This is a genomic window from Phaeobacter sp. CC-HEC084 (genome assembly GCF_059429255.1).
Window position 1 is genome coordinate 1,416,258 of the sequence record NZ_JCAIJQ010000002.1, and the last position, 13,775, is coordinate 1,430,032.

The following is a 13,775-nucleotide window of genomic DNA, read 5'->3' on the forward strand; positions in this document are numbered from 1 at the left end:
ACGGCCCAGCTGATTTCTCCGCTGAAGCCGCAGATAAAAAAGGCGCGCCACATTCCGGGCGCGCCTTTTATTTCAAGCAGTTACGGGCTCCGCTTAACCTGCTGACTTCAGGCGTTTGAACAGCGACGAGGTATCCCAGCGCCCGCCGCCCATCTTCTGCACGTCCTTGTAGAACTGATCGACCAGCGCGGTCACCGGCAGGCTGGCTCCGGTTTCGTCTGCGGCATCCAGACAGATCCCCAGATCCTTGCGCATCCAGTCCACCGCAAAGCCATGTTCGAAATGATCGTCCAGCATGGTCTCATAACGGTTTGCCATCTGCCAGCTGCCTGCCGCCCCCTGGCTGATCACCTCGACCACGGCGCGGCCATCCAGCCCCGCCTTTTCTGCAAAATGCAGCGATTCCGCCAGGCCCTGCACCAACCCGGCGATTGCGATCTGGTTGCACATCTTGGTCATCTGGCCGGCGCCGCTGTCGCCAATCCGGCGGCAGATGCGGGCATAAGCGTCAATGATTGGCTCCGCGCGGGCATAGGCCTCCGCTTCACCGCCGCACATCACCGATAGAACCCCATTCTCGGCGCCCGCCTGACCGCCAGAAATCGGCGCATCGACGAAGGAAATGCCCAGCTCGGCAGCCGCCTCGAACAGCTCCCGCGTGACGCTGGCAGAGACCGTGGTGTGATCGACAAAAACGCCGCCCTTGGCCATCCCGGCAAAGGCGCCATCCGGCCCCAGACAGACCGAGCGCAGGTCATCATCGTTGCCCACACAGGACATCACGAATTCCGCGCCCGCAGCCGCCTCGCGCGGAGTTGGCGCGCTGGCACCACCGTGCTCCTTGACCCAGGCCTCGGCCTTGGCGGCGGTGCGGTTGTAGACCGTCACCTCGTGACCCGCCGATTGCAAGTGCCCGGCCATCGGATAGCCCATAACTCCCAACCCCAGAAATGCAGCTTTTGCCATGTGCTTTTCCCCTGTGCTTTCTTGGCATATGTTGACGCTACCCTAGCACTGGCGGCGCGGGGTGCAATCGTGCCAGGCCGCTGAACACAGAAAACAAAGGGAAAAACCTTTTTATGGCACTCCTGTTCCGCTGGCTGATGCGACTGACCGCCACCTTGATTCTGCTGTCGCTCGCTGCGGTTGTCCTGGCCTACTATTTCGCCTCTCAGTCTCTGCCCGATTATGACAAGACGATTGCCCTGCCCGGCCCTACGGCCCCGGTCGAGATTGTCCGTGACAACGCCAATGTGCCGCATATCTTCAGCAGCATCGGCGCCAGTGACGAGGACGTGTTTTTTGGCCTCGGCTATGCCCATGCGCAGGACCGCTTGTGGCAGATGGCTGTAATGCGGCGCACCGCGCAGGGACGTCTGTCCGAGATCTTTGGTACCCGCACCATTGAGGTCGATACTTTCGTGCGGCGGCTTGATCTTTACCGGCTGGCACAACAATCGGTCGCGGTTCAGACACCCGAAGCCATGGCCGCGTTGACCGCCTATTCCGCTGGTGTGAATGCCCGCCTGCAGGAGATCAACGAAGAGGCGCTAGGGCGCGGCGCGCCGGAGATGTTCCTGTTTAATATGCCGCTGGCCCCATGGCAGCCTGCCGACAGTATCGCGATCATGAAACTGATGGCGCTGAAACTGTCCGGCCATATGCGCGAGGAAATCCTGCGGGCACGCACCTCTCTGGCGCTCGCCGTTCCGGAACGCCTGTTTGATATCCTGCCCGATGCGCCGGGATCCGGCACGGCCGCGCTGCCGGAATATGCGAGCCTGTTCCCAGATGCACCGCGCATCGCCGCCTCTTCGCCCGAACCGGAAAGTCGCCTGTTTCCGCTCGCGCCGCGCGGCCTTGGCGGGGCGTCCAATGCCTGGGCCGCCGATCCCAGTCGGTCCGCGACGGGCGGCACTCTACTGGCCAATGATCCACATCTGGGCCTCAGCGCGCCCGGGATCTGGTATCTGGCGCGGATGGAGTTGGCGACCGGCGGCGTGATTGGCGGAACCATACCAGGGCTGCCTGCCGTGCTCACCGGACGCTCAAACGACTTGGGCTGGGGGATCACCTCTTCCTACATGGATGATCAGGATCTCTTCATCGAAAAGATCAATGCCGAAAATCCCGAAGAATATTTAAGTCCAACGGGTTACACGCCTTTCGTTACCCGCCGGTCCATCATCAACATCAAGGACGCGCCGCCAGTCACCCTGACCCTGCGCTGGACCGAGAACGGGCCGGTTCTGCCCGGATCCATGTTCTCTCTGGCCACCATCACCCCGCCGGGTCACGTGGTCAGCCTTGGCTGGACGGCTTTGTCGGGCGAAGATACCTCGGTCAGCGCCGCTATCGCTTTGATGCGCAGCGCCTCGGCCCGGGAAGCGATCCGTGTCGCCGAAGATTATATTGCACCTTCGCAGAACCTGACGCTGGCGGATAAGGAAACGATTGCCCTCAAGACCATCGGCGCCATTCCCCAGCGCGATGCACGCCATCAAAGCAAGGGCCGCCTGCCAAGCCAGGGCTGGCGCCGGGAAAACATTTGGAAAGGCCGCGCGCCCTATGCTGCCAACCCGGAATTCATCAGTCCCCGTGGCGGGATCCTGGGCAATACCAATAACAAGCTGCTGGACCGCCCCTTTCCCAACCATGTCTCCTTCGACTGGGGCGACACCCAGCGGATCAACCGCTGGCGCCGCTTGATGCAGAACCGCGAAGTGCATACGCGCGACAGCTTCATTGAGGCGCAGCTTGATACGGTATCCTACTCTGCCCGGGCCCTGCTGCCGCTGATAGGGGCAGACCTGTGGTTCACGGGCGAGGCCGCCCCCGAAGGCAGCCGCGAACGCCAGCGTCACACCGCGCTGACCCTGCTGTCTGAATGGAACGGCGAAATGAATGAGCACCTGCCGGAGCCGTTGATCTATGCGGCCTGGCTCCGGGCGCTGCAAGCGCGGCTGATCACCGATGATCTGGGACCGCTGACGGAAGAGTACAAACACGTGGACCCGCTGTTCATCGAACGGGTCTACCGCGACATCGATGGTGCTGCCGCCTGGTGCGATGTCCGGCAAAGCGCGCCGCAGGAAACCTGCACAGACATGGCGCGGCTGGCGCTGGACGATGCGCTGATCTGGATCGAGGAACGCTATGGCACCGCGCTGGAATCGCTGCGTTGGGGCGATGCCCACCAAGCCACCCACGATCACGAGGTTCTGGGCGAGGTGCCGGTGCTGCGGTTCTTTGTGAACATCCGCCAGTCCACCAGTGGCGGCGACAACACCCTGCAGCGCGGGCGCACCTCTGGCGAAGGCCCGATGCCGTTTCAGAATGTCCACGCCGCCGGGTTCCGCGGCGTCTATGATTTCGCCGATCCGGACAGTTCGGTCTTTATTACCTCGACCGGCCAGTCTGGACACTTCCTCTCGCGCCACTATGACGACATGGCCCAGTTGTGGCGCCGGGGTGAATATATTCCGATGTCTCTGGACGAGGATCTTGCCCGCGCGGCGGCAGTCGGGGTGACCCGTATCCTGCCCCGGAACTAGACAGAGAGCCCCCGGATGGAAGATCAAGCCGTCACTCTGATCATCTTTGGCCTTCTGTTCTTTGCCGGGTTGGCGGCCGACCGGATCGGACGACGGTTGCGCCTGCCCCGTGTAACCCTGCTTCTGGGCTGCGGCTTGCTGATCGGTCATTCCGGGTTTGGTTTGCTGCCGGACAGCATCACGGAACTGTACCCGGTGATTGCTGTGGTGGCGCTCAGCGCGGTTGCGGTTCTCTTGGGTAGCGCCTTGTCCATGTCCAACCTGCGCCAGCATGGCCGCGTGGTTGTCGTCGTGTCACTGTCCATCGTTATCGTCAGTCAGGTCGCCGTCACAACCGGGCTTTGGGCCATGGGCCTGCCACTGACGCTGGCCATCCTGCTGGGCGCGCTGGCCACGGCGACCGATCCCGCAGCCACCTATGACGTGATCGATCAATCCGGGCTGGATACCGGATTTACCCAAACTCTCAAAGGCTTGGTCGCCATTGATGATGCTTGGGGGCTGTTCGCCTTCAGCCTCGCATTGCTGATGATTGATCTCATCAGCGGTATTGGTGACGGTGTTGATACGCTGATCATCGCCACGCAGGAGGTTGTCGGATCGATAGGACTGGGGATCGCCATCGGCATTCCTGGTGCGCTGCTGACCGGACGGCTGTCAGATGGGGAGCCGCTGCGGATCGAGGCGCTTGGCCTGATCTTCCTGACCGCCGGACTGTCGCTGATGCTGGAGCTGTCCTATCTGATTGCAGGCATGACGACCGGCGCAGTGATCGTAAATCTTGCCCGCCACCACACTCGGGCCTTTCACGAGATCCACAATTTCGAATGGCCCTTCATGATCATCTTTTTCGTACTCGCCGGTGCAACGCTGGACCCCGAGGCGCTGGCGACGCTGGGTATGGCGGGCCTTGGCTATTCGGTTCTCCGGGTGTTGGGGCGCATCTTTGGGGGTTGGATCGGCGGTATGCTAGCCCACGCCCCGGCGACCGAACGGCCCTATTACGGCGCCGCAATGCTGCCGCAAGCCGGGGTGGCAATCGGCATGGCGCTGGTCGCAGCCGAGCGGTTCCCCGAATTCGCCCCGTCGATCATGGCGCTGGCAATTGGAACCACGGTGGGGTTTGAGCTGATCGGACCGATCGTCGCTGCAGCCACGCTCACACTGCAATCACGACCGCGCAGCGGTGCAACGCCGCCGGATTCTCACTAGCAGCTACTTCGGAGTTTCAAGGACGTACAGCACGACGGATCATAGCCCGTCGTACTGCGCCCGTTGTTTCGCAGTCCAAAGCACGGTGATATCAAAACCGCTCTCGGTCTGCTCTTCGGAGACGACAACATCCTGCGCAAACAGCCAGGCCCGTTGTTTGCCTTGCGAAAAATCAAGGCTGAGCACCTCTTGATGCTTTGTGCCTTGCAATTTTTCCGCGATATCCGCCAAGAGCCCGTCGATGCCTTCGCCGGTCAGGGCTGAAATCGCGTGGATCCCTTCCTCGCGGGCGGCGCGCTGACGGCGGGCGTCGGCTTCTTCCTCGCTGAGATTGTCGAGCTTGTTCCAGACCTCGATCTGGGTGCGGTTTTCATCCACCCCAAGCGACGTCAGGATCGCGGCCACATCGCGGGCCTGATGCTCGGTTTCATCGTGGCTGATGTCGCGCACGTGCAAGATCACATCGGCGGCCAGCACCTCTTCCAGCGTCGCACGGAAGGCCGCGACCAACTCGGTCGGCAGATCCGAGATAAAGCCCACCGTGTCCGACAGGATCACCTCCGGACCATCAGGCAACAGCACCCGGCGCATGGTCGGATCCAGAGTGGCGAACAGCATATCCTCCGCCATCACCTCAGCCCCGGTCAGGCGATTGAACAGGGTCGATTTACCGGCGTTGGTATAGCCGACCAGCGCGACAATCGGATAAGGCACCTTGGCCCGCGCGGCGCGATGCAGCGTGCGGGTTTTCACCACCTTGTCGAGCTGGCGGCGTAGGCGCACCAGCTGATCGTCAATTGCACGACGGTCCGCCTCGATCTGGGTTTCACCGGGACCACCAACGAAACCCAATCCGCCCCGCTGCCGTTCCAGGTGGGTCCAGGCCCGCACCAGCCGGGTCCGCTGATAGCTGAGCGCGGCCATCTCCACCTGCAGCACACCTTCTCGGGTGCGCGCCCGATCCGAGAAGATCTCGAGGATCAGCCCGGTCCGGTCGAGGATCTTGACCTTCCAGGCCTTTTCCAGATTTCGCTGCTGTACGGGGGACACCGGTCCGTCAATGAGGACCAGTTCCACCTCTTCGGATTTCAGCTTCTGCGCCAGTTCTTCGATCTTACCCGAGCCGAACAACATCCCCGCATGAGCCTTGGGCAAACGCACCACATCCGATCCGACAACGTCGAGATCAGGCAGCGCCTGAGCCAGCGCCACAGCCTCTGCAAGGGCGGGTTCGGGATCGCGCCGGTGTTGATCCGACTTGATCTCGGGATGCAGCACCCAGGCGCGGGTGCGCTTCCGGTCATGCTCCATCAAGAGGCGTCTTCACCTTCATAAAGGCTGATCGGCTGTGCGGGCATGATCGTGGAAATTGCGTGTTTGTAGACCAACTGCGACTGTCCGTCGCGGCGCAGCAGGACACAGAAATTATCAAACCAGGTAATAACCCCCTGCAATTTGACCCCGTTGATCAGAAAAATTGTAACGGGAACCTTGGTTTTGCGAACGTGATTCAGGAAGGCATCCTGAAGATTCTGTCTGTCCGAAGCCATTATTATTATCTCGCCTTTTTTCTTGCTACGCGCTGCGGACCAACGCGCCTCGTTACAACCAACTATGGACGGAGACCGATTGGGTTTCCACCCGAAAAACATCAAATGCCAGAGCAGCGTAACGAGGTTTTCTTAACTGCGCCAGAGATTAGGCGACAAAAGCGCGATGATCGCCAGAGTTTCGAGCCGCCCGAGCACCATCGCAAAGCACAGCACCAGTTTGGCCGAGGGCACAAGCTGCCACAGCATGATCGGCTCGCTCGCCGCGACTTCGGTCAACGGGCCAGTAGTCGACAGGGCCGATACCGCCAGGATCAGCGAAGTTTCGAAATCCGTACCAAGGGCGGCAAGCACCGTGCTGATCAGCGCCAGAGACAAGGCAAAGAGCATGAAAAAGATCCAGGCCACAAAGGCGCCGTTCTTTTGCAGCCGCCGGTTGCCAGCCCCCTCGCCGCTGACCGACGACGGATGCACCAGCCGTTCCATTTCGCCAAGCCCGTTGAGATAAAGCGCATAAACCCGCAGCAATTTGACACCGCCCGCTGTGGTGGCCACCCCGCCGCCAATCAGCGACAGGCCCAGAAGAATCATACCCGGGGTTTCCAACCCCGACCATTGCCCGGCGGCCTCCCAGTCGGCGCTTTCAAATCCGGTCGTGGACAGGAAGGACATCACCGTGAACAGCGCCCCCCAGAAGGCGCGCAGCGCCTGCATGCCATCCTCGGCGCTGTTGACCTCAAACGTTGCCAGCCAGTGGCGCAGGAACAAAAGCGTCGGAACCCCCAGCACAATCAGCAGGCCGGAACGGAACTCCGGGTCACGATCCAGCCGCCCATCGCCGGTGCTGACCGTATCGGAGGAAAATGTCAGCCGCGACAGGGCAAAGAACATGAACAGGAACATGACCATTTCCCCGGCCATGCCGCTGTTTGCCGCCTCGGTGCCCCCGACCGATGAAATCCCCGAGGTCGCCATCACCGACATCGCATGGGTCAGCCCGGCCAGCGATTTGCTGCCAGTCATCATCAAAAGCGTCCAGAGAACCAGCGTCAGCGCGAAATAGACCGGCGTCAGGGTGCGTGCGACCGTGATCAATTGGCGCCGTGGATCCGCCTTTTGCATCAGAACAGGTGTCGCGCCACCGCCGCCCGGCTCCCCCTTGGCGGTGACTTCGAAGCCGCCCAGGAACATCGGCGCCAGAACAGCCGATGCGGCGATCCACATCAAAAGGCCGCCAAGCCAGCCAACAATCGCCCGCCACAGATGCACGCTGGGCGGCAGCCGCCCCGGATCGGCAAAGATATCGGCGCCCGTTGTGGTGACGGCGCTGACCATGTCGAAATATGCGTTGAGGAAGCTTGTGTTTTTCAACGCATCCTGCACGGGAAGCGCGAGGAACAGCGGCAATACTGCAAAGGTTGCCAGCAGCGACAGCAGCTGCCCCGGCATGCCATAGCGGGGCACCTTATTGCCCAGCGACAAGGCAATCACAGCGATCACAAAAAGCCCCAAGAGGCCGGAGAAAAAGAAACTTTGCGACGTCGGGTGGTCGTTCAGGATCACCGCATGGGTGGCCGGCACCCACATGGCAATGCAAGCCACACCCCAGATCAGCAGGAACAAGGGCAGACGCAACAGCCCGCCCGCGGTATGATTGCGTGGCGCCATGCTAGAAGTAGTCGATCGAAACCTGCATCAGGCGCTCGACCTCTGGCACATCGGCGGCCATCGCAAAGATCGCGATGACATCACCCTCTTCGATGCGCATTTCGCCGCTGGGACGCAGGACCTCGCCTCCCTTGCGCACGGCGCCGATCAGCACGCCTTCGGGGAAAGGAATATCGCGGACTGCTTGCCCCGCCATCGGAGAGGTTCCCAGAACCTCAGCCTCGATCACCTCGGCTTCGGCATCGCCAATGGAATAGACCTGCCGAACGCGGCCATAGCGGATGTGCTGCAGGATCGAACTCACCGTGGTGGAGCGCGGGTTGATAAAGGCGTCGATCCCGAGAGGCGCCATCAGCGGCAGCAAGGTCGGATCATTGATCAGGGCCACCACGAAAGGGCAGCCTTCGGATTTGGCGCGCACGGCCGCCAGCATGTTGGTCTTATCATCGTCGGTGACAGCAAGCATGGCATCGGCGCGATCAATACCGCCTTCAATCATCAGAGACCGGTCCAGCCCGTCACCGTTCAGAACGATGGTCCTCTCGAGTGTTTCGGCCGCCCGCTCGGCGCATTTGCGGCTTTTCTCAATGATCTTGGCGCGGATCCGTCCGGTGCGGTTCTCAAGCGCCTTTGCCACTTCAAGGCCCACATTACCGCCGCCCACGATCACCACCCGATCCTGGCGTTTTTCTTTCTTGCCAAAGACTTCGATGGTTCTGCTCACGTCGTCCGTGTGGCAAAACACATAGGCGCTGTCGCCGACGAACAGCTGATCGCCCGGTTCCGGTGCAAACAGGCTGCCATCGCGCCGCACACCCACAACGATAGCCCGCAGGGTGGAAAACAGATCCGTCAGCTGCCGCAGCGGCGTGTTGACCACAGGGCAATCCTCGTCGATCTGAATGCCGAGGAGCTGCGCCTTGCCGCCCATGAAGGTTTCCGTGTCAAACGCGGCCGGTGCCAGAAGCCGCTGAATGGCGGCGGCGGCGACCTCGCGTTCGGGGCTGATCACCACATCGATGGGCAGATGGTCACGCCGGTACAGGTCGGAATAGATCGCATTCAGGTAGCTGCGCGCCCGCAGCCGGGCAATCTTGCGCTGGATCGAGAATACCGAATGGGCAACCTGACAGGTCACCATGTTGACCTCATCCGAATGGGTTGCGGCGATGATCATATCCGCATCCCGCGCCCCTGCCCGCTCCAGAACATCCGGGTATGAGGCAAAGCCCGCAATCCCCTGAACATCCAGCGTATCTGTCGCGCGGCGCACCAGATCCGGGTTGTTGTCGACAACTGTCACATCGTTGTGCTCGCCGGACAGGTGCCGCGCGATCTGCCAGCCAACCTGGCCGGCGCCACAGATGATAACCTTCATGATCTTTTCCCTTGGGCGCGATCTTGCCAGTTTTGAATGACAGAAGCCGCCAGAGGGGTCAAATCAATTGTACTGGCCGTCATCGCGGGGCATTCTGACAGCATGACCCGTGCTTACCGCCGCTTCCGTTCCCTGTTCGCCGTGCCCGTTTTGGGCGCCGTCCTTGCCGGATGTGGCCCGGTGCCGGTCTATTATCGCGAAGGCGCCGATGTGCAGCGGCTCAAGGCCGATACGCTTTCCTGTCAGGTCAGCGCACTGGAAAAGGCGCCCGTGGCCAACGAAATTCGTCAGCGCCCGCCCGTCTATTATCCCGGCGGGCAATATTGCAGGGACGGCAACTGCTGGAGCCGCCCCGGATACTGGGTTGATGGTGGCATCTATACGGTTGATGTGAACCAAGGTTTGCGCAGGCGGTTAGAGCAAAGCTGTATGGCCAAGAAAGGGTATCAAGAGGTCCCCCTGAGGCGCTGCACCACCGCCGAAGTGGGGCAGCGTCTGGCCGGACAATCGAGCCGCCTGCCGCCGCTGACTGGCGATGCTTGCGTCTGGAAAGGCCCTGACAACACCCTGCATGTCCTGACGCCGTAGTCGGCCACGCTGCCGCCCCAGACACCGGGTTTTCTCCAGGCTTCGCAAACACAATGACAGCAGGCGCGCAGACCGTGCCTACGCGCCCCGTCATCCGTCCGCGGCGGTCAAACCAAATCTTCTTCCTGCTCCACATGAGCAACGCGCGCGCCAGCCTTGTTCGAGGTGACAACGCCAAGGGATTTCAGCTTGCGGTGCAAGGCCGAGCGTTCCATACCCACAAACGAAGCCGTGCGGCTGATATTGCCACCGAACCGGTTGATCTGGGTCAGCAGATATTCGCGTTCAAAGGCCTCGCGAGCCTCGCGGAGCGGCAGCGTCGCCAAGGCCCCGGACAGGACGACGCGGCCCTCGTCTTCGACCTTTTCCTCTTCACGCGGCAGGTCGCGCGCCTCGATCGGGCCATTGCCATCGCCAAGGATCAGGATCCGCTCCACCAGGTTTTTCAGTTGGCGGACGTTGCCGGGCCACATCATGGTCTGCATCAGTGCAACCGCCTCATCCGTCAGTTCACGTAGTGGCAGGCCTTGCGCCTCATTAAAGCTGCGGATGAAGTGTTCGGCCAGAACAGGAATATCCTCGCGCCGATCTGCGAGCGTCGGCACCGCAATCGGCACCACGTTTAGCCGATGATAGAGCTCCTGCCGGAAACGGTCCGCTTCAATTTCTGCCTCCAAGGCCTTGTTTGTGGAAGAAATCACCCGCAGATCGACCCGCACGTTCTCGGATCCACCAACCCGCTGGAATTGCTGATCAACCAGCACCCGCAAGATCTTTGACTGAGTCCCGAGCGGCATGTCCGCGACCTCGTCAAAGAACACCACGCCGCCATGCGCCTGTTCCAGCAATCCCGGCTCAACCCCGCGGTCCGCGGTTTCACGGCCAAACAGAACCTCTTCCATCCGCTCCGGCTCGATGCTGGCGCAGTTCACCGTCACGAAGGGAGCCGAGGCACGGGCGGAATTGGAATGGATATAGCGCGCGGCGATATCCTTGCCCACGCCGGCAGGTCCCGTCAGCATCACACGGCCATTGGATTTGGTGACCTTGTCGAGCTGCGCCACCAGCGCCCGGAAGGCTGCGGAATTGCCGATCATCTCGGCAGCTCCGGTTTCCTTGCGGCGCAGATCGGTGTTCTCACGGCGTAAGCGCGAAGTCTCCATCGCCCGCCGGATCACCACCATCAGCTGATCGATATTGAAGGGCTTTTCGATGAAGTCATAGGCGCCCTGTTTGATCGCCGCGACCGCAATCTCGATATTCCCGTGGCCTGAGATGATCACCACCGGTACCTCGGGATTGTCCCGCTTCACGGTTTTCAGGATGTCGATGCCGTCCATCTGGCTATCCTTGAGCCAGATATCGAGGATCAGCAGCGCCGGAGGCTCCTGCCCGATCTCGGCCATGCATTCCTCGGAGTTCGCCGCCTTGCGCGTGGCAAACCCCTCATCTTCCAGGATATCGGAAATCAATTCGCGAATGTCGCGCTCATCGTCAACGATCAGAATGTCACTCATGTCAGACCTACCTTCACTGTATTTCTGTTAGCCTCAGCCGTACGTACGGCGTCTGGCAGGCGGATCACCGCCATGGCTCCAAAATGGTTCTGTCCTTCGAACACCGGCGCATCCTCAAGCGTCAGGGTGCCGCCGTGTTCTTCGATAATCTTCTTCACAATCGGCAATCCCAGCCCGGTGCCTTCGTTCCGGGTGGTTACATAGGGTTCAAACAACCGCGCGCGGTCCTCTGGCAAGCCGATGCCATTATCGGCAATCGTTACCTCATATCCCCCTTTATCGGCCCGGCGCAGCACCACGCGAATTTGCGGATCCAGATCCTCGGGCGCGCCTTTTTTCTTCAGGCTTTCAATCGCTTCACCGGCATTTTTGATCAGGTTGGTCAACGCCTGCCCGATCATCGTCGCATCCAGATCTGCACAGCACACGGTATTGGGAAGATCCGCCGTAATCGTCACATCCGGCTGGCCGGTGCGCTGCAGCACCACCGCGTCCTGCACCAGCTTGACCAGATCTTCTTCATGGCGTTCTGGTTCCGGCATGCGCGCGAATTTTGAAAACTCATCGACAATCCGGCGCAGATCGTTGGTCTGGCGCACGATCACATCGGTCATGGCTTGCAGTTGATCGCTGTTTTCCTCGCCGAGCTTGGGCGCGAACTTGCGCTTGATCCGCTCCGCACTCAGCTGGATCGGGGTCAGCGGGTTCTTGATCTCATGGGCAATCCGCCGGGCAACATCGCCCCAGGCGGCCATCCGCTGGGCGCTGACAAGGTCAGTCACATCGTCAAAGGCCACCACATAGCCTTCGAGGTTGCCATCATCGGACCGGCGCTGCGACATCCGCACCAGCAGGTTTTCCAACCGGCCATGCCGCGTCACCTTGATCTCATCCTGCGCGGTTTCCGCGCCATCCTTGGTCAGGGTTTCGAACAGCGGGCCGAATTCCGGCACGGCCACGGCGAGCGCCAGCGATTGCCGGTCCCCGTGCCAATCCAGCAGACGTTCCCCGGACCGGTTCACAAAGGCGACCCGTCCTTCGGCATCCAACCCCACGACACCGGAGGTGACTGAGGAGAGAACCGAATCGAACAGCCTGCGACGGCGCTCAATCTGGTCGGTGTTTTCCAGCAACGTCTTGCGCTGTTGTTTCAGTTCCCGCGTCATCCTGTTGAAATACTGGCCAAGTTGGGAAATCTCGTCACCGCCGTTCTCTTCGGGCACCTGCACGTCAAGATCACCGCCACCGACCCGGCGCGCGGCCACGGTCAGGCGACCGACAGGACCGGACAAACGTTCCGCAAACCACATGCCCAGCCACATAGCCGCCAGGATCAGGATCAATGCAAACCCGATGTACAAAAGGCCGAATTCGAACAGCACCCGACCGCGCTCTTTCTCGAGCTGTTGATAGAGGTTCGCGGTCTGCTGGGTTTCATCCAGAAGGTTCAGCAATTCACCATCCACATCGCGGCTGATGTACAGGAACCGGTCGACAAAGGCGTTCAGGCGCACAATGGCCCTGAACTCGTTATTGTCCCAGTCCTGGATGATGCTCCTCCCTTGCTCAGCCGCCTCGGTGATCTGCTCAGGATCGGGATGTTCGAAATCAAATTCGTAGGACCGTTCGCCCCGCGCCCGGATATCGCCAACGCCATCGATGACATAGGCCTCGCGCAGGCCACGCTGGATCTGCAACTGCCCCTGCGACAGAACCTGCCGCAGTTCTGCATCGTTCATGAAAAAACTACGCGAGCGGCTGGTATCTAGGTAACGCGCCAGCGCCTCGCCATCTTCGGAAAGGTCGCGTCGTTGTTCCACCTGATAGGCCTCGGCAGCCGCAAGCGACGAGCCGATGACCTGACGGACACGCTGGGAAAACCAGCCCTCAAGCCCAACATTCACCGTCAATACTGCAAAGATCGCGACGATAACCGTGGGCACCAGCGCCAAAAACCCAAAGGCTCCGATCAGCCGCAGGTGCAGTCTGGAGCCAGCCGATTTGGAACGGCGCGCCGCGAACAGACGCACAATCTGGGTCAGCACCAAGGCGGCAATCGCCATGATGTAGACCATGTCCGCCAGCAGAATCAGGCGCAACGACATAGAGGATGCGCCGTGCCCCAAAGGACCAAAGATCAGAAACGTCACCAGAGCCAGAATCGGCCCCAGCAGGACAAGGCCAAGGGTGCCGATATTGCGCGCCTTCCGGGTTTTCCGCCACCGATCAAACGCCGCGAGCGTTCTGAATCCCCCGCGAAGATGTGACTTCTGCGCCACTGGCTGCCCTCATTCTGATGTATGGCCTT

General features: G+C 61.0%; 10 protein-coding genes. 3 read left to right on the forward strand and 7 right to left on the reverse strand.

Annotated features, from left to right (window positions below; translation table 11 throughout):
• Positions 1 to 93: 93 nt before the first annotated feature.
• Complete coding sequence (locus AC5SSZ_RS07165; protein ID WP_274832266.1) at positions 94 to 996, reverse strand: NAD(P)-dependent oxidoreductase; 903 nt, start codon at positions 994 to 996, stop codon at positions 94 to 96.
• An 83-nt stretch (positions 997 to 1,079) separates the two neighbouring features.
• Here AC5SSZ_RS07165 and AC5SSZ_RS07170 point away from each other — a divergent pair, with 83 nt between their 5' ends.
• Together AC5SSZ_RS07170 and AC5SSZ_RS07175 are read left to right on the forward strand one after the other, a co-directional pair.
• Positions 1,080 to 3,554 (forward strand): penicillin acylase family protein, encoded by a 2,475-nt coding sequence (locus tag AC5SSZ_RS07170; protein ID WP_495437719.1) that lies wholly within the window; start codon positions 1,080 to 1,082, stop codon positions 3,552 to 3,554.
• Between the two features lie 15 nt (positions 3,555 to 3,569).
• Complete coding sequence (locus tag AC5SSZ_RS07175) at positions 3,570 to 4,766, forward strand: cation:proton antiporter (protein ID WP_274832218.1); 1,197 nt, start codon at positions 3,570 to 3,572, stop codon at positions 4,764 to 4,766.
• 39 nt (positions 4,767 to 4,805) lie between these two features.
• On the opposite strand, the gene hflX is transcribed toward AC5SSZ_RS07175, so the two are convergent.
• The 4 genes from hflX to trkA all read right to left on the reverse strand — a co-directional run bounded on the left by hflX (position 4,806) and on the right by trkA (position 9,362).
• Positions 4,806 to 6,077 (reverse strand): GTPase HflX, encoded by a 1,272-nt coding sequence (hflX, locus tag AC5SSZ_RS07180; protein ID WP_274832217.1) that lies wholly within the window; start codon positions 6,075 to 6,077, stop codon positions 4,806 to 4,808.
• On the reverse strand, positions 6,077 to 6,316 hold the full coding sequence (hfq, locus tag AC5SSZ_RS07185; RefSeq protein ID WP_008204623.1) for an RNA chaperone Hfq: 240 nt from the start codon (positions 6,314 to 6,316) through the stop codon (positions 6,077 to 6,079). Before hfq ends, hflX begins: the two co-directional genes overlap by 1 nt.
• Positions 6,317 to 6,448: 132 nt before the next feature.
• Entirely contained in the window at positions 6,449 to 7,984 is a 1,536-nt protein-coding gene (locus AC5SSZ_RS07190; RefSeq protein WP_065270228.1) for a TrkH family potassium uptake protein, read from the reverse strand.
• A 1-nt stretch (position 7,985) separates the two neighbouring features.
• Positions 7,986 to 9,362 (reverse strand): Trk system potassium transporter TrkA, encoded by a 1,377-nt coding sequence (gene trkA, locus AC5SSZ_RS07195; protein WP_065270227.1) that lies wholly within the window; start codon positions 9,360 to 9,362, stop codon positions 7,986 to 7,988.
• A gap of 102 nt (positions 9,363 to 9,464) precedes the next feature.
• Here trkA and AC5SSZ_RS07200 point away from each other — a divergent pair, with 102 nt between their 5' ends.
• Positions 9,465 to 9,950 (forward strand): hypothetical protein, encoded by a 486-nt coding sequence (locus AC5SSZ_RS07200; RefSeq protein ID WP_495437720.1) that lies wholly within the window; start codon positions 9,465 to 9,467, stop codon positions 9,948 to 9,950.
• Between the two features lie 107 nt (positions 9,951 to 10,057).
• On the opposite strand, the gene ntrX is transcribed toward AC5SSZ_RS07200, so the two are convergent.
• On the reverse strand, positions 10,058 to 11,467 hold the full coding sequence (gene ntrX, locus AC5SSZ_RS07205; RefSeq protein ID WP_495437721.1) for a nitrogen assimilation response regulator NtrX: 1,410 nt from the start codon (positions 11,465 to 11,467) through the stop codon (positions 10,058 to 10,060).
• A complete protein-coding gene (locus tag AC5SSZ_RS07210) occupies positions 11,464 to 13,746 on the reverse strand; it encodes a sensor histidine kinase NtrY-like (protein ID WP_495437722.1) in 2,283 nt (760 codons plus the stop codon). The genes ntrX and AC5SSZ_RS07210 overlap by 4 nt, the downstream gene beginning before the upstream one ends.
• Positions 13,747 to 13,775: the final 29 nt, after the last annotated feature.